Origin of the sequence: Bdellovibrio sp. HCB290, assembly GCF_047305925.1 — a bacterium.
Classification (GTDB): domain Bacteria; phylum Bdellovibrionota; class Bdellovibrionia; order Bdellovibrionales; family Bdellovibrionaceae; genus Bdellovibrio.
The window spans coordinates 1,073,158-1,089,222 of record NZ_CP178620.1; the positions used below are offsets into that span (position 1 = coordinate 1,073,158).

Annotated in this window: 15 protein-coding genes; 11 read left to right on the forward strand and 4 right to left on the reverse strand. The window is 46.8% G+C overall.

Annotated elements, in window-relative coordinates; translation table 11 throughout:
* Positions 1-39: 39 nt before the first annotated feature.
* The 3 genes from ACLVWU_RS05270 to ACLVWU_RS05280 form a co-directional block, all read right to left on the reverse strand.
* Positions 40-849: a hypothetical protein gene (locus ACLVWU_RS05270; protein ID WP_413577881.1), complete on the reverse strand. Its 810-nt coding sequence runs from the start codon at positions 847-849 to the stop codon at positions 40-42.
* A 351-nt stretch (positions 850-1,200) separates the two neighbouring features.
* Positions 1,201-2,505 carry a 2-oxoglutarate dehydrogenase complex dihydrolipoyllysine-residue succinyltransferase gene (odhB, locus tag ACLVWU_RS05275; RefSeq protein WP_413577883.1) on the reverse strand — a complete coding sequence of 435 codons (1,305 nt, stop codon included), beginning with the start codon at positions 2,503-2,505 and terminating at the stop codon, positions 1,201-1,203.
* 12 nt (positions 2,506-2,517) lie between these two features.
* A complete protein-coding gene (locus ACLVWU_RS05280) occupies positions 2,518-5,220 on the reverse strand; it encodes a 2-oxoglutarate dehydrogenase E1 component (RefSeq protein WP_413577885.1) in 2,703 nt (900 codons plus the stop codon).
* Positions 5,221-5,369: 149 nt separating this feature from the next.
* On the opposite strand from ACLVWU_RS05280, the gene gpmA reads away from it, so the two are divergent.
* The 8 genes from gpmA (at position 5,370) to ACLVWU_RS05320 (ending at position 11,592) form a co-directional block, all read left to right on the forward strand.
* The gene (gene gpmA / locus ACLVWU_RS05285; RefSeq protein WP_413577886.1) at positions 5,370-6,116 is read left to right on the forward strand and encodes a 2,3-diphosphoglycerate-dependent phosphoglycerate mutase; all 747 of its coding nucleotides are present in this window, start codon (positions 5,370-5,372) and stop codon (positions 6,114-6,116) included.
* A gap of 197 nt (positions 6,117-6,313) precedes the next feature.
* Positions 6,314-6,745: an Hsp20/alpha crystallin family protein gene (locus ACLVWU_RS05290; protein WP_413577887.1), complete on the forward strand. Its 432-nt coding sequence runs from the start codon at positions 6,314-6,316 to the stop codon at positions 6,743-6,745.
* Between the two features lie 361 nt (positions 6,746-7,106).
* The gene (locus ACLVWU_RS05295; protein ID WP_413577888.1) at positions 7,107-7,919 is read left to right on the forward strand and encodes a DUF4382 domain-containing protein; all 813 of its coding nucleotides are present in this window, start codon (positions 7,107-7,109) and stop codon (positions 7,917-7,919) included.
* Between the two features lie 58 nt (positions 7,920-7,977).
* Entirely contained in the window at positions 7,978-8,877 is a 900-nt protein-coding gene (locus ACLVWU_RS05300; protein ID WP_413577889.1) for a DUF6635 family protein, read from the forward strand.
* 87 nt (positions 8,878-8,964) lie between these two features.
* On the forward strand, positions 8,965-9,528 hold the full coding sequence (locus tag ACLVWU_RS05305; RefSeq protein WP_413577891.1) for a sugar O-acetyltransferase: 564 nt from the start codon (positions 8,965-8,967) through the stop codon (positions 9,526-9,528).
* An 89-nt stretch (positions 9,529-9,617) separates the two neighbouring features.
* Positions 9,618-10,853, forward strand: a complete 1,236-nt coding sequence (gene hutI / locus ACLVWU_RS05310; RefSeq protein ID WP_413577893.1) for an imidazolonepropionase — start codon at positions 9,618-9,620, stop codon at positions 10,851-10,853.
* A 111-nt stretch (positions 10,854-10,964) separates the two neighbouring features.
* Positions 10,965-11,393: a hypothetical protein gene (locus ACLVWU_RS05315; protein WP_413577894.1), complete on the forward strand. Its 429-nt coding sequence runs from the start codon at positions 10,965-10,967 to the stop codon at positions 11,391-11,393.
* A 13-nt stretch (positions 11,394-11,406) separates the two neighbouring features.
* The gene (locus ACLVWU_RS05320) at positions 11,407-11,592 is read left to right on the forward strand and encodes a hypothetical protein (protein WP_413577895.1); all 186 of its coding nucleotides are present in this window, start codon (positions 11,407-11,409) and stop codon (positions 11,590-11,592) included.
* Positions 11,593-11,644: 52 nt separating this feature from the next.
* Here the strand turns inward: ACLVWU_RS05320 and ACLVWU_RS05325 are convergent, their stop codons facing one another.
* Positions 11,645-12,415 carry a lysophospholipid acyltransferase family protein gene (locus tag ACLVWU_RS05325; RefSeq protein ID WP_413577897.1) on the reverse strand — a complete coding sequence of 257 codons (771 nt, stop codon included), beginning with the start codon at positions 12,413-12,415 and terminating at the stop codon, positions 11,645-11,647.
* A 59-nt stretch (positions 12,416-12,474) separates the two neighbouring features.
* On the opposite strand from ACLVWU_RS05325, the gene glpK reads away from it, so the two are divergent.
* From glpK to ACLVWU_RS05340, 3 genes are read left to right on the forward strand one after another with little or no spacing between them, the layout of a single operon-like run.
* Entirely contained in the window at positions 12,475-13,959 is a 1,485-nt protein-coding gene (gene glpK / locus ACLVWU_RS05330; RefSeq protein ID WP_413577898.1) for a glycerol kinase GlpK, read from the forward strand.
* A gap of 2 nt (positions 13,960-13,961) precedes the next feature.
* The gene (locus ACLVWU_RS05335) at positions 13,962-14,651 is read left to right on the forward strand and encodes a flagellar brake protein (RefSeq protein ID WP_413577900.1); all 690 of its coding nucleotides are present in this window, start codon (positions 13,962-13,964) and stop codon (positions 14,649-14,651) included.
* 33 nt (positions 14,652-14,684) lie between these two features.
* On the forward strand, positions 14,685-15,950 hold the full coding sequence (locus tag ACLVWU_RS05340; protein WP_413577902.1) for an Nramp family divalent metal transporter: 1,266 nt from the start codon (positions 14,685-14,687) through the stop codon (positions 15,948-15,950).
* The last annotated feature ends 115 nt before the right edge of the window (positions 15,951-16,065 follow it).

Sequence of the window (16,065 nt, forward strand, 5' to 3'; positions counted from 1 at the left end):
AACGTGTGACGCTTTTCCGGGAGCTTTTCAGCAGTTCGGCTAGTAGGAAGAAACCAAGCCGCGAGGAGCGGTGTAGGTTTGTACGGACACGAAGTCGAACTGACCTTTCTTAGTCAGATCACTTGCGATATATGCCACCGCGCCTGGATTTTTCGGATCCACTTTAGCCAGATGATAGCCGACGTATTTTGGTGTCTTGATTGTCAAAGTATAGCTGTCACTGATTTCCCACTTCACATTTACTTCAAAGTCCACGATCTCTTTGATGGCGTCGGTGCTTAGTGCGATCAACCCACCTTTTGAGTCTTTAAATTGAAAACTCATCTTGTCGACTCTAAGAGCCTGACGAATGAAGCTGCCATTTTTGGTCAGATAGTTCATACAAGCTTCTGGGAAATACGAAGAATAAACCCAGTCGTAAAAAGCAAGTTCATCCAAGTACTCAACCGTCGCACCATCGATATGCACATCCAAAGTTTTTAGTCGTGAATATCCGGTTTTGATTTTAAATAGGGGAGTTCCGTTCCCCGCTATAATATTAGCGTCCATCCCGGCGCTGATTGACATCTTTTTGGAAATCTCTGGAAGCTCTGCCGCGGTTGTCTGATATAGATTTGTCGGCATACCTTCAAAGGTTTGTGGGAAGCACGTTTTTGAAGGAGAAACCAGGCGCAACTGCTCGGGTGATCCAGACAGCAGGGAGCCCACACCGACATCAGCCAGAGGTTGTTGGAATGGGATGTAACCCTGATCCGCGATGAAATTGTCATACTGTGTTTTCGGGCTGCATGCGACCATGCTACCGAAAGTTAAACCCATCAAAATTACCTTTGTGCCCAATGTTCCCATAGTTCCTCCAAGCAGGTGGAACTATCGGCGTGGGCCTTCATGACTTAAGTCTGGCTCGTTTTGTTCAAAGTTTTTACAGGTCATCGTGGCGAGTGCGTAAATTTGAAAAGGAGCGGTATCAAAGTGAAAATCGAATAAAGTTGTTTAGAGTTTGGATAAAATTAAAAAGATTCAGTGCTAAGTAATCACTGCATATAAGGAATATTTCAAAAATATTTTTTAAACGTCGTGATCCGTGCAGTTAACATTCATTCACGTTTCTATTTTTTGAATAACAACTATCTAAAATTTACTACGATGGTCATCAGCTGAAAAAACAAAACCCCGCGGGGTGCGCGGGGTTTACTGCTTTTAAACTTCTAGTAGAAGTCTTTCTGGATCTTCTACGAGTTCTTTGATTTTAACCAGGAAGCTGACGGCTTCTTTGCCGTCGATGATTCTGTGGTCGTAAGTCAAAGCTACGTACATCATAGGGCGGATTTCAACTTTACCGTCGATCGCCATTGGGCGGTCTTGGATTTTATGAAGACCCATGATTGCTGATTGTGGGAAGTTTACGATCGGAGTTGAAAGAAGCGAGCCGAACACGCCACCGTTTGTGATAGAGAAAGTGCCTCCACCCAAATCGTTTGGCGAAATTTTGCCGTCACGACCTTTCGCCGCCAAATCACGAATCGCGATTTCAATGCCAGCCAAAGACAATGTGTCAGCGTCTTTAACGTTCGGGACCATCAAGCCTTTTTCAGTCGATACTGCGATACCGATGTTGTAGTAGTTGTGGTATTCGATGTCGGTGCCTGCGATCCATGCGTTTACCGCTGGGAAAGCTTTCAATGCTTCAACAGAGGCTTTAACAAAGAAGCCGTTGAAACCAAGATTGATACCGTACTTTTCTTTGAACTTGTCTTTATACTTCGCACGAAGCTCCATCACTTTCGTCATGTCGATTTCGTTGAAAGTCGTCAAAAGAGCCGCAGTATTTTGTGCTTCTTTTAGTTTTTCAGAAATACGCTTACGAATAGTTGTCATCGGAACAAGTTTCTTATCACCTTGTTTCGAAGGGCCTGTTGCTACAGGAACAACTGTCGGAGCTGCTGCCTTCGCAGGCGCGGCTGCTGGTGTTGCAGCAGGGGCCGCTTTCGCCGCAGAGCCTGGAGCGGCGGCAAGAACATCACCTTTAGTCAAACGACCGTCTTTACCAGTTCCAGCAACTTGTGAAGGATCGATCTGGTTTTCAGTCACGATTCTTTGTACTGCTGGAGAAAGATTTGGATTAGAACCACCAGCCGCAGGAGCAGGAGTTGCCGCCGGCTGAGAAGGTGATGAGGAAGTCTGAGCTGCCGGTTGCGCTGGAGGTGGAGGTGGTGGAACCGATCCAGCGCCCTTGTCCGCCGGAGCTCCAGCGGAGGCCTTAGCGTCAGTATCAAGAGTCGCCACCGTCGCGCCGATCAAAACCGTTGCGCCAGCTTCACTGCCAGGAAGAATCGTCAATACACCGTCGTTTTCAGCGACAACTTCAACGCTGGCTTTATCTGTTTCAAGAAGCATCAAAACTTCGTTGCGTTTTACGAAGTCGCCTGATTTTTTCGTCCAGCTGCCAATCGTCGCTTCAGTGATCGATTCGCCTACTGCGGGAACTTTAATCTCTTGTTTCATGTTGCTTATCCTTTAGCTAAAGATGCTTTTAATAATGTCAGCTTGTTCCGTTTTGTGTCTGTGGATTGAACCCACTGCTGGGGAAGCCTTTTCAGGACGGCCCGCATACTCAAAACGCAGTTGCAATCCAGCTTTTTGCACCACTTCAATGAACTTGAAGTAGACGTGCTGGAAGGCACCCATATTTTTTGGTTCTTCCTGAGCCCAGATAAGTGTCTTCGCCTTAGGGTAGCCCTTAAGGATTTCAGAAACTTGGCGAGCCGGGAATGGATAGATCTGCTCAAGGCGAACCAAGGCGATATTATCCTTTTTGGATTTTTCTCTTTCATCCAGAAGTTCGTAATAGAACTTACCGGAAACAAACACCACAGTATCCACTTTGGATTTGTCAGTGTTGTCTGCAAGTACCGGTTGGAAAGTTCCGTTCGCCAGATCTTCAATTGCGGAAACAGCCTTCGGATGTCTCAACAAAGATTTAGGCGTCATGATTACAAGCGGTTTTCTGAAGTCGCGAACCATTTGACGGCGAAGCGCGTGGAAGATTTGCGCCGGAGTCGTCAGGTTGCACACTTGCATGTTGTACAAAGCACAGCTTTGCAAGAAGCGCTCAAGACGGGCAGAGCTGTGCTCTGGCCCCTGGCCTTCATAACCATGCGGAAGCAATAACACCAAGCCGGACATTTGCTGCCATTTTGATTCTGCAGCGGCGATGTATTGGTCAATCACGATTTGTGCGCCATTGACGAAGTCACCGAACTGAGCTTCCCACATAACCAAAGAGTTTGGATCCTGAACCGTATAACCGTATTCGTAACCCATCACGCCGTACTCGGACAGAATGGATTCTGCCGCCAAAAGTTTTGCTTTTGGGTTGGTATCAGCAAGAGGGAAGAACGCTTTGTTGGTTTTTACATCGTACATACCCGCATGGCGGTGAGTGAACGTACCACGTACGCAGTCTTCACCAGTCAAGCGAACTGATTTACCTTCAGACAAAAGGGAGCCATAAGCCAGAAGCTCACCCATACCCCAGTCGACCGGAGTTTTTCCAGAAGCCATGTCTTTGCGGCTTTCCAAAAGTTTGATCAACTTCGGATGCGGAGTAAAGTCCGCAGGGTAGGAAGCGGCTTTTTCACCGATCTGTTTTAGTTTCGCCAAATCAAAGCCCGTGTTCACTGGTTTGTCAGCATCGGCTTCAACACCTTTGCGTAGCCCCGCCCAGTTGCCTTCGAACTTAAAGTTTTTAAGTTTCGGAGAAGCTTTTTTAGTGTCTTCAAAAATCTGTTGCAGACGATCCATCGCCTTTTGGTAAAGCTCGTCCGCCGTTTTTTGATCCACGCTGTTTTCACCAGCCAATTTCGCAGCATAGATTTCGCGAACTGTCTGGTGAGTTTTGATTAGGTCATACATCAACGGTTGAGTGAACGCAGGTTCATCGCCCTCGTTGTGACCATACTTACGGTAACAGATTAAATTCACAACCACGTCTTTGCCGAATTGCTGACGGTAGCGAACCGCGATGTCCATCGCACGCACGCAGGACTCAACATCGTCCCCGTTACAGTGAAGGACCGGTGTGAAAGTCATTTTCGCCGCATCAGAGGCATAACGAGTGGAGCGGGCGTCTTTGGAGCCCGTCGTGAAACCGACTTGGTTGTCGATGATGATATGGATTGTACCGCCAGTCGTGTGGGACTGAACGGCTGCCATTTGCATTGTTTCCTGGATGATACCCTGACCTGCAAACGCCGCATCCCCGTGAATCAACACGCAGACGGCGCTTTTGCGATCTCCACCATTCAAGTCCTGGGAAGCGCGAGTGATACCCAATGCCACAGCATTGACAGTTTCCAAGTGTGATGGATTGTAAGCCAATGTGGCCTTAACAGCAGAACCGTTAGCCGCTTTCTTTTCGGTTTTATAACCCAAGTGATATTTTACGTCGCCATCGAAATCTTCGATTGGTTTTTCAAGTTCCAACGGACCATTGAAATCACCAAAGACGTATTCTTCGCCTTTACCAAAGAAATTCACCAGCATGTTCACGCGACCACGATGGGCCATGCCCATGTGGATCTCTTTCACGCCCACAGCAGAGCCGCGTTCAACCACTGTGTCCATCATCGCAAGAACAGAGTCAGCACCCTCAACTGAGAAGCGCTTTGTTCCCACGTAACGAGTGTGCACGAATTTTTCCAATGTTTCGGCCTTCGTCAAAGAAGCCAGTACATTTTTCTTTTCTTCAGTGGAAAGTTTAAATGACGGAGCTTCGAACTCTTGAAGCAACCATTTGTATTCGGCCGCAGTTGCATCGGAAGCCTGCAAAGCAAGCTTACCGCAATAAGCTTTTTGCAAGTGTGCGATCAACTCGGCCAATGTGGCGTTTTGTTTTCCTACCAAGGCGCCGATTTGAAATTTCGCATTCAAATCTTTATCGCTTAAACCGAAAGTTTTAAGATTCAAGGCTTCGTTCGCCTGAGGTTTGTAAAGTGGATTCAAATCCGCTTCAAGGTGTCCTTGCGCGCGGTATGCTTGAATCAACTGAAAAACTGAAAGCTCTTTGTCGGACATCCCGAATTTGCCAGATTGAGCAAACTCTACTCCTTCAAAGAAACTTCTCCACTCGGGAGCTAAAGTTTCAGGCTTAGCTTTGAAGTCACCATACAGGGCTTCAATGTATTCAAGATTTGAACTGTTGATACCATTGTTGTTCACGGAATTCCTCACTTTACGCAGACCCTTGTTTTTTCCAAAAACTCGCGCATTTGTAACGCGTTAATGCATAGCAAAAATCGAGAGTTTTCATATTCAAGGATGCACGGTCATGATAGCTCTGATTTTATTGAAATAGAAGGAGTTTAAGCGTGTACAAGTTGGTGCTAATTCGACACGGAGAAAGTGTTTGGAATCAAGAGAATCGCTTCACAGGTTGGCAAGACGTTGATCTTTCCGAAAAAGGTCGTGCCGAAGCTGCAAAAGGAGGCAAATCACTCCACGAAAAAGGCTTCCAATTCGATATTGCTTATACAAGCGTTCTAAAACGCGCGATTAAAACCCTCAACTTCGTTTTGGACGAGATCGATCAAGTGTGGCTTCCTGTCCACAAAGATTGGCGCTTGAACGAACGTCACTACGGCGCTCTTCAGGGACTTAACAAAGCAGAAACTGCAGCCCGTCATGGGGAAGAACAAGTTAAGATCTGGCGTCGCAGTTATGATGTTATGCCACCGGCTATGGAAAACAATGATCCCCGTCATCCTTCGCACGATCCGCGCTATAAAAATGTGCCTCCGGGACTTTTGCCCAGCGCAGAATCCTTAAAAGAGACGGTGGCGCGCTTCCTGCCGCTTTGGAACGAAACTATTGCCCCTAAAATCAAATCCGGCCAAAAAGTCCTAATCGTGGCCCATGGCAACAGTTTGCGTGCTTTGATGCAGCATTTGGAAAACATGACCCCGGATCAGATCATGGGCGTGAATATGCCAACAGGTATTCCTTTGGTTTATGAACTCGATAAAGATCTTAAAGTAATTGGCAAAGAGTTCGTGGGCGATCCTGATGAAGTGAAGGCGGCGATGGAAGCTGTCGCAAATCAAGGGAAAGCAAAGTAATCAAAAACATTATAATTTTCAAAAAGGGGATTTTTAAAAATCCCCTTTTTTTTGACCTTGCCTTGACAGTTTTTAGATCGATTCCATAGTTAATTATGAGAAGTGATCCGGAAACTTCCTCGATATCTAAGCACCCCAGTCATTGGCTGGAGTAACCTCTGCACAGCAGAGTTTAACGTTTATTTTAGGAGGATTTTATGTCAATGCGTTCATTATCACCATGGTCAAACCGTCGCCCACCCACCGATATCTTCAGTCAGTTTGAAGAGTTCTTTAATGATGTGGATCGAGGTTTCACTCCCGCTCGGGTTACGGCGGATTTTTCACCCTCAGTAGACATTGAGGAAAACGAAAACGCCTATATCGTAACAACCGATTTGCCGGGCTTTAAGAAAGAAGACATCAAAATTGAAATGGCGGATAACGTTCTGACCATTTCTGGCGAAAGAATGAAAGAGGCCGGAGATAAAAAGTACTCCGAGCGGTCTTATGGAAAATTCCAAAGAACTTTCAGTCTACCTGTGCATGTCGAGGGCGATAAAATCGAAGCGTCTTATAAAGACGGCGTGCTTGCTGTGACTTTGCCAAAAGCCGAAGGCACAAAAAGCCGTTCAATTAAAGTGCAATAGAGAATAGCTAAAGTTTGAGGTTGGTAAGGCAAGCCTTCGCCGAGATTATGGCGGACAAGTCCGCTCTCATTCCTCCCGAGCTCTCGTCCTTCCTTCCTCTCTCCACACGTTTCAGTTGTTACCCTTCCAGGCGGGCGCGCCCGCCGTAGCCTCGGCGAAGGCGGGGCCTTACCAATCATCAAATTTAAGCTAGAAACACCTCGTTTTTTCGAGGTGTTTTACGTCTGAATCTTTCAGAATCTGACTAAGTTTTATTCAGCCTCTCGATTTGATCGCCTCAAGACGAGCAAAAATGGCCAGATATCCTATCATCACGTAAAGTGTTCCATGTGCTTGTGACCTGATCTCACCAGGAGGGTATATGAATAAGTCGATAAATAATCTGCTGCTTTTAATGGGCATAACTTTTGTTGTTGCCTGCAGCCCAAGTCAGAATGGCGGGGGCGATCTTTCAGGTGCTTCCGTGCAATCCGCTAACTCTGTAAATCACGCGAAAGTTAATTTCAGTTTGGTGGATGCTCCCAATAAAGATATTAAGTCAGTGGTGGTCGATATTGATCATTTGGAAGTGCTTGTTGCTGGGGTTTCCAAGACGGGAAGATTGCAATTGGCGAAAGGGCTTGGGCCAGTGGACTTGTTGCAACTGCAAAATGGTGTCAGCCTGCCACTGCAAAGTATTGTTGCTCCGGATGGCTTGCAGATTCAGCAGATCCGTTTGGTTCTTAAGGAATCTGGACACTATATTGTTAAGAGTGATGATTCAGTTTGTGAGCTGAAGACTCCAAGTGCCCAAAAAACCGGGATCAAAATTATTCTGACCAACAAAGTTCAATTCGAGGCGGGTCATCAATATAATGTGACTGTAGACTTTGATGCGAATAAATCAGTTGTTCTTCAAGGCAATGGCGGATGTTTGTTGAAACCGGTATTGAAGCTCCTTTCGGTGACAAAACAGGAAATACCGGAAGTTGTCGAGCCACAACCTTCGCCAGAGCCAACGGTGACTCCGTCACCAGAACCGACAGTAACTCCGTCACCAAGTCCGGAGAATCCGCCAGAGGAGATTATCACTACTCCTGATGAAAACGACCCTTCAGGGGACGGCTGGGATTACGATCCTATCAGTGATGAAGAAGTGCCTTTCGTAGACGAAAATGGTTTGCCTGCACTTTAAAATTAAGAGCGTCAGTAAAGAGCCAATCTGAGGGTTGGCTCTTTTTTTTGAGGAGAGCATGAATACATCAGAAAAGAACTTCATCCTGGGAACAATCGATGAAACTTTGGAAGAGCATTTTAATCAGAAAAAGCAAGAGATTGCGCCATTCTTAGACCGCCATTTCAGTCTGGCAGAGGCCTTTGATATTCAAAAGCAATCAGTGTTTTGGGATTTGGTTTACTATCCGCTAAATACATTGTGGTCTTTGCCTTACCTTACGATCAAAAAGATTGCAGAGACTTTGGATAAGGTGGGCTGGAGCCATGGAAATTCCATTGTTAAGAAGCTACCTTCCGGATTTAAAACCCGTTATCAGCGAGCCACTGAAAAAATACTGCTGGATGAGTTTTTAGGAAACTCACACGGGACGGTGTTTGTCAGTTTGCAAGAGCGCCTGGGACTGGATGCACGTCTTTCGAAAACTGATATTGAGATCATGAAGCGTAAAACCTTGGATATTTACAGGGAAGAAGTGGACAAATTCACTTCAGCTCAGGTCCTGGTGACGGACCTTATTGCCACGGCGATCACCTTGTTGGTGGGCAAGTTCTACTTTAACGACGGTGGTTTGGGCGTAGCTGGTATGGGCGGAAAGATTGCAAAAAAAATGGCTAATGAAAGCGCCGCAGATCAATTCGTTTTTGGAAAGAAGGCGGGATCGGTTTTCTATAATATTTTTCCGGTGGCGCCGACCCAAACTCAAGTGTTTGCAGCAACAATAGGTGTTGGACTTTTGTTAACTATCGTTAGCATTGGAGCTGCGATTTTCAGTGATCCAATTCGGAAGTCCGTCGGTATACAGTCATATAAATTAAATGCCTTATTGGTGTCCCTCGAACAGAATCTATACATGACACTTAAGAATGAGATTAAGCAAAAGGTTCGTGATAAAAAGGCAATTCTTAGCGCGGCGTAAGGATTCATCTGCGTTGTTGCAGCGTGGCCTTTTTAAATAGCATCGCATTGTCAGGCATGAGATATAAACCTTCGAGGCGAGGTTTATATGGTCGAACAAAGAACTGAAAAAGAAAAGATGCTGGCGGGCGAGCTATACATGGCGGATACGGCTCTCCAGGCGGCGCAGGTGTTAGCTCAGCAAGAAGTCATGGAATATAATCAATCAAGCCCCGCGGATGCAGAACTGCGAAGCAGTCTGTTGAGTCGAATTTTTGGAAGCGTCGGGGAGCGCGTGGTGGTTCGTCCTCCGATTCAAGTTGATTACGGCTTCAATATTTCCGTCGGTTCGCGCACATTTATTAATTTCAATGCGGTTTTTTTGGACTGCAATAAGATCACCATCGGCGAAGACTGTCAGATCGCGCCCGGAGTGCAGTTTTATACGGCCACTCATCCATTAGAGGCAAAAACCCGAAAAAGCGGCCTTGAATCAGCTCATCCTATAACAATTGGAAACAACGTGTGGATTGGTGGAAACGCGATTATCTGCCCTGGTGTCACGATCGGCGACAACAGTGTGGTTGGCGCGGGTTCTGTCGTAACTAAAAGTCTGCCGGCAAATGTTTTAGCAGTCGGCAACCCTGCAAGAATAATTAGACAACTCGGGTAGTCCGCCAGGTAACAGTTCCCTTTTTGTACTGCGTGGCAGTACAAAAAGGGAACTGTTACCTCTGGGGAAATTGTGGTTTACTTGAAGGCATGATTTTAATTCGTGATATTTCCACTTTGTTGACGATGGCGGGGGCCGCTAAAAAAGAAGGCCGCCGAGTGACTGAAGCTGATTTGGGCATTACCCAGAAACAAGCGATTCTTATCGATAAAGGCGTCATCCAATGGGTGGGGGCTTCTGGAAAAGTTCCCAAATCTTTTGCGAAATCCAAAATCAAGGAAGTCAGCACCAAAGGTTTGACCGTGCTGCCAGGTTTTATCGAGTGCCACACGCACTTGATTTACTCCGGCAATCGCGCGGCGGAGTTTGAGCTGCGTAATCAAGGTGTATCTTATCAGGAAATCGCCGCTAAAGGTGGCGGGATTTTGTCGACGATGAAAAACACCCGTCAATCTTCCGTCGCAGAACTGGTGCGCACAGGCCAACAACGCATGGATCACTTTGCCTCGCAAGGTGTGACGACGGTGGAAATCAAATCCGGATATGCATTAAATCTAAAAGACGAACTTAAAGTTCTGCAAAGCGTGCAACAGCTTAAAGGTGCCCGCACGGTGGCAACGTTCCTGGGGGCGCACGCTCTTCCACCAGAGTTTAAAACCTATGAAAGTTACCTGGAGCATCTGGGCGACGTGGTTTTGCCTCAGGTGAAAAAGAAAAAACTCGCAACCCGTGTGGATGTCTTTATTGAAAAAGGATTTTTCCCACTGGAAGCCTCCGAAAAATATCTGCGTAAAGCCCAAGATCTGGGTTTTGAAATTCTGATTCACGCTGATCAAATGACTCTTTCAGGTGGAGCGGACCTGGCAGTGAAGTTGGGGGCCTTGTCAGGTGACCATCTTTTGCAAATAACCGAAAAAGAAATCAAAAACTTGGCGAAGTCGGATGTCACCTGCGTGATGTTGCCGGCAGCGGATCTTTATACTCGCACCAAGTATCCTCCAGCGAAGGAATTGATCGCAGAAGGGGCGCGCGTGGCGCTGGCGACGGATTTCAATCCCGGTACTTCGCCGACACAGGATCTGAATCTGGTGGGGTTGTTGGCGCGCCTGGAAATGAAGATGACTTTGCCACAAGTGATCGGGGCTTACACGGTGGGTGCGGCTCACGCATTGAATCTGCAAAAAGAAATCGGCTCTTTGGAAGTTGGCAAGAGTGCTGATATTTTGTGCATCGATCAAGGCTGGGATTGCTTGTTCTATAGTGTTGGTGAGCGACCTCAAAAGATGGTTTTCTCTCGAGGGAAGAAGATTTATGACAGTCTTTAATAATCCATTGCGTCACGAAATTTAAGAATCTTACATAAATTATAAATTTTTGTTTGAACTCTATGCTCTTTTCTTTCTAGTCTTGTGTTGTGACCGGGGGGGGAGCAGCTTGTGAGATCATCATATACGACATTGATGCAGTCGAAGTATTTTAGTCCTGCGTTTAATAGCGCCATATTCGACGGTCCGGTTCGCATTTACTTTGCGCAATTTCACGAAGCACTCGCTTTGAAGATCTACTTCATGGTGCAGCAACAGCTGGTTGAAGAAACGGCCAAAGCTAAAGAGGCAGCCAAAGCTTCGGGTGCCAACATTCTAGTGATGGTTTACCCAACCTCTGATAGTTTCCAATTTTCCTTTGAAAACGCAAAATCCGAGAATCCTCTGGAAGTTGAAAAATGGGGCGAAGATGTGGTCATCGGATTACGTGGACCGCTCGAAGATGAGAATCTGGATCTTTTAATCGATACCTTGCGCATGACTATGAACAATTGGAAGCCGGCTAGTCTGGTTCGTTCTGGCGCACTTCAGGAACTGTGATATCATAAATAACATGAATAAACGTGGTCAGATTGTGGTGGAGTATGTGCTCCTCCTAGTTATTGCAACGGGCGTGGCGGCTCTTTTAGTCAGCCAGCTGGTCAGTCGTAATGCTGACGACCCAGGCGCATTGACCGCGAAGTGGCACTCCATTTTGACCGCTGTCGGTTCTGATATTCCAGACTCTAACAACAAGTAGGTAACAGTTTCCTTTTCGTACTGCGTGGCAGTACGAAAAGGAAACTGTTACCTCATAGGAATGGATTTCCTCTTCGAGTGATTTCTTCTTCAATTGCAGACTGCATTTTTTCCTGAATATCCTGGGCAATTTCATGCACCAATTCTGCATCTTCAACCGCGCTGGGTTTGTACGGCAGGTGAATCGGTTCAAGGAAGCGAATGCGCCACTTGGCTGGAAGAGGCAAGATGTTCAGTGGCAGGGGAATGACCGAGCCCTTTAGGAATTTGGTAAATTTAAGCTTCTTCAAATTGATATGGGTTTCTTCAGCTCCCAAAATCACCACCGGCACAATTGGCGACTGAGTTTCCAAAGCCATACGCACGAATCCGCGTTTGAATTCCTGCAGCTGATATCTTTTGGAGGTGGGTTTGAAGTTTCCGGCTTCGCCTTCGGGGAATAGCACGATGGCATTCCCTTTTTTTAGGGAATTCACGCCATTTTCATAAGTGGCTTCGGTGAAGCCCATCTTATGCGCGGGGATCGCAGTCGTCTCTGTTAGAAACCAAAAGTGATGAGTTAGAACGCGGGGAACGCGTTTTCCCTCTTCCTGCACGATGTGACCCAGCAAGAATGCATCAAACCCTGAAAACCCGGAATGGTTGGGAGCGATAACGACGGCTCCTCGGCGGGGGATGTTTTCAGCGCCGATGATTTCCATGCGAAAATACTTGCGTAGGATTTCCAATAAAAAACGCGGCAAAACCCGAAAGATCAAGGTGTCCTTGTCGAGGTTCTTCAATCCGAAGATTTTTTCGTTGGGTTTCTGCAAGAAATTCTTCATGATTACTAATGTATCTCCGCCTTCGCTCAAGCTTCGGCGGACAAGCCAGAGGTGAATATATGTCTTCTACTTTTATCATGGCGATTGATCAAGGGACAACCAGCTCAAGGGTCTGCATTATCAATCAAGCCGGAGGTCTTGTCTCCGAAGCTCGGGAAACATTTAAACAAATCTTTCCCGTACCAGGTTGGGTGGAGCATGATCCTGAGGACATTTGGTACACAACTCAACGATCCATGCGTTTGGCAATCGAGAAAGCCAAAATCAAACCGTCAGAAATCAAAGCCATTGGGATCACCAATCAACGTGAAACGGTGATGGTGTGGGATAAGAAAACCGGTAAACCTGTTTACAACGCCATCGTCTGGCAGTGCCGTCGCACGCAAGTTCAGTGTGAAAAACTGAAAAAAGCCAAAAAAGAAAAAGTCATCACCGCAAAAACCGGATTGGTGCTGGATCCTTATTTTTCCGCGACGAAAATTCAGTGGATTTTATCAAATGTAAAAGGCGCCAAAGAGCGTGCCCGCAAAGGCGAGCTGATCGCTGGCACCGTGGATACATTTTTACTTTCGCGCTTAACCGAAGGTCAGTCGCACAAAACAGATGTGAGCAATGCCTCGCGCACGATGCTGATGAATATTCACACGGGCTGGTGGGACGATGAGCTGACTAAACTTTTCGGCGTGCCCGAAAGCATGTTGCCCGAGATCTGTCCTTCTAATGCTGATTTTGGTGTGACTCAAGGTTTGGGCTTTATGCCGGATGGAATTCCTATATGTGGGATACTGGGAGACCAGCAATCCGCTTTATTCGGTCAAGCTTGTTATGATTTGGGTGATTCCAAATGCACCTTTGGAACAGGTAGTTTCTTGCTTTTGAACACGGGCAAAAAAGCAGTGAAGTCCAAGAATCGTCTGTTGACGACAATAGCCTGGAAATTGAAAAACAGCGAAATGACCTATGCGCTGGAGGGCGGAGCCTTTGTTTGTGGAGCAGCCGTTCAATGGTTGCGTGATGGTTTAGGACTATTTCAACAGTCCTCGGAAATTGAAACACTGGCAAAGACAGTTGAAACCACAGAAGGTGTCGAGTTTGTTCCGGCGCTGACGGGCTTGGGTGCTCCTCATTGGAAGCCTGATGCGCGTGGTGTGATCTGCGGCTTAACCCGCGGGACGACCAAGGCACACATCGCACGTGCAACCTTGGAAGCCATGGCCTTGCAAAATGTGGATATTCTGGTCACCATGGAAAAAGACTTGGGTAAAAAACTTAAATCAGTTCGTGTGGACGGTGGGGCTGCCGCCAATGATCTGCTGATGCAAATGCAGGCGGATTATACAGGTGTAAATGTCATTCGCCCGAAAAATCTGGAGACCACTGCCTTGGGAGCAGCCTTTATGGCGGGGCTCGGGTGTGGTTTGTGGCGCGATATAAACGAAATTAAAAAAATATGGGCGACTGAAAAGGAATTTAAGGTCAAAATGTCCTTAAAGGATCGCAAGGCGCGCCGAGTTCGCTGGGAAGAAGCTTTAAGTAGAGTGTAATTATGGCTCAAATGACTCAAAACGTTTTCAAAAAAGTTCCGGTTTCTGAAAAGAAATTTTTGTTTCGGGAAATTGCCCACGACAAGTTGCAGATCAATGTGAAGGGTGATGATGATTCCTTTTTCAATCTGATCGCTGTGCAGACGGAAAAGGACACGGATTTACTTTGTCATCACACGTCCAACTCCCAGGCATTTGAAAAGAATCAATCTGTGATGGTGAACTTTGCCTTTAAGGACGAGCGCTACTTTTTTCGCACGGATTTAAGTTTCTCTGCGGGCTGGGCACATCTGAAAATTGATGGAGATTTGTTTCAGTTACAACGCCGGGCCAACGCCCGCATTGAACTACCGCGTAAGTATGATGGTATTTTTCGACTGACCAAACACGGGGCTCAGAAGTTTTTTCTGGATTCAAAAATTTTGGATGTCAGCGCCGGTGGTTTGCGAATTGCTTTTCCTCATGAAATTCCCGCCCTTAAAGTAGGGGATGTTGTCCAGGGAGCCATGCGATTAGGCATACGCCGTCCCATCGATTTTGATTTGGAAGTTCGCTATGTTTCTACGAAAGAGGGAATTCAGATTGCAGGAATGCAGTTTCTGAATGTTGACACGCGTTTGGAGAGTCGACTGTTAAGTATGATGGTCGATCTGCAGCGGGAGATTTTCATTAAGTATCCGTCAGAGGACTGACTCTAGATTTACCTTCCCATCCTAGATGACTCCATGAACAATGGAGTCATGAACGTTGAGATTCAAAAGCGCAGTTTTTGGCAGTTTATCGGTCCCGGAGTATTGGTGGCCGTGGGTTATATGGACCCCGGGAATTGGGCTACGGATCTTGAGGCGGGCTCCCGCTTTGGTTTCAATCTTCTTTGTGTGGTTCTCCTATCCAGTATTGCGGCGATGTTTTTACAATCAATTTGTGTGCGCGTGGGCGCAGTGACTGGAAAGGATCTGGCCGAGCTCTGCCGTGATCAATACCGTCCATGGGTTAAAAATGTGCTGTGGGTGTTGGCAGAGATCGCCATCATAGCGACAGATATTGCCGAAGTTCTGGGAACTGCGTTGGCATTTCATTTAATTCTGGGAGTGTCAGTTGAAACCGGCGTCTTAATGACCGCCTTGAACATGATCTTCGTCTTTATATTCCAGGGCAAGGGCTTGCGTCGAATGGAAGCGCTGGTGCTGGGATTTGTGATCATGATTCTGTTGTGTTTTGTGGCGCAAGTTTTTTGGAGTTCGCCGCCATGGCTGGAGGTGGCGAAAGGTTATATCCCGCGCTTAAGCTCTTTTCCAGATGCTCACGCGTGGTACGTGGCGATCGGGATTATGGGGGCGACCGTAATGCCGCATAATCTTTACCTGCACACAGCCGTCGTGCAAAGTCGGGTGATGAAAAGCAACGATGCGGAACTTTCCTATTCGATGCGCATGATCACCTGGGAAGTCATCTTAAGTCTAAGCATTGCCTTCTTTATTAATTCGGCGATTCTGATTGTTGCCGGTTCCGCATTTCATCTGAATAACTATCTGAACATCACGGAAATTCAGGATGCGCATAAATTGCTAAGTCCATTGTTGGGCGCGAGTGCTGCAAGTTTCTTATTTGCCTTGGCATTATTCGCTGCGGGCCAAAGCTCTACGATCACCGGAGCTATCGCTGGGCAGGTTATTTTGGAAGGCTTCATGCATTTTAAAATGCCGATCTGGTTGCGCCGTGCGATCGCGCGTATTTTGGCCATCATTCCTGCGTGGATCGGTGTACATTATTTTGGCGAGCACGCGGTGGGCAGTCTTTTGGTGGGAACGCAGGTTATCTTAAGTCTGCAGCTTCCGTTTGCTGTGGTGCCGCTGTTGGCGTTTGCGGGGAATAAAGAAATCATGGGCTCGTGGGTGATGTCTTGGACAATGAAATCATTTGGTTGGGGGATTTGCGCCGTCATCATCGCGGCGAACTCGTATATGTTGTATCGCCTGATTCAGGAATAAAGTCGTCCCGGGTTGGGGCGGACCATTTTTACTTTTTCTTTATGCTCACCGAGACCCTTTTTATCTTGGTTTGAGGTCTCAAGGCGTAGGATGGATCCAAATAAAGGATCTGTTT

Bases quoted from the DNA above. Each gene is read 5' to 3' on its own strand.
- odhB (WP_413577883.1), bottom strand. From the start codon at position 2,505: ATGAAACAAGAGATTAAAGTTCCCGCAGTAGGCGAATCGATCACTGAA.
- ACLVWU_RS05340 (WP_413577902.1), top strand. From the start codon at position 14,685: ATGAACAATGGAGTCATGAACGTTGAGATTCAAAAGCGCAGTTTTTGG.
- ACLVWU_RS05300 (WP_413577889.1), top strand. From the start codon at position 7,978: ATGAATACATCAGAAAAGAACTTCATCCTGGGAACAATCGATGAAACT.
- ACLVWU_RS05270 (WP_413577881.1), bottom strand. From the start codon at position 849: ATGGGAACATTGGGCACAAAGGTAATTTTGATGGGTTTAACTTTCGGT.
- ACLVWU_RS05335 (WP_413577900.1), top strand. From the start codon at position 13,962: ATGGCTCAAATGACTCAAAACGTTTTCAAAAAAGTTCCGGTTTCTGAA.
- hutI (WP_413577893.1), top strand. From the start codon at position 9,618: ATGATTTTAATTCGTGATATTTCCACTTTGTTGACGATGGCGGGGGCC.
- glpK (WP_413577898.1), top strand. From the start codon at position 12,475: ATGTCTTCTACTTTTATCATGGCGATTGATCAAGGGACAACCAGCTCA.
- ACLVWU_RS05290 (WP_413577887.1), top strand. From the start codon at position 6,314: ATGTCAATGCGTTCATTATCACCATGGTCAAACCGTCGCCCACCCACC.
- ACLVWU_RS05305 (WP_413577891.1), top strand. From the start codon at position 8,965: ATGGTCGAACAAAGAACTGAAAAAGAAAAGATGCTGGCGGGCGAGCTA.
- ACLVWU_RS05320 (WP_413577895.1), top strand. From the start codon at position 11,407: ATGAATAAACGTGGTCAGATTGTGGTGGAGTATGTGCTCCTCCTAGTT.
- ACLVWU_RS05325 (WP_413577897.1), bottom strand. From the start codon at position 12,415: ATGAAGAATTTCTTGCAGAAACCCAACGAAAAAATCTTCGGATTGAAG.
- ACLVWU_RS05295 (WP_413577888.1), top strand. From the start codon at position 7,107: ATGAATAAGTCGATAAATAATCTGCTGCTTTTAATGGGCATAACTTTT.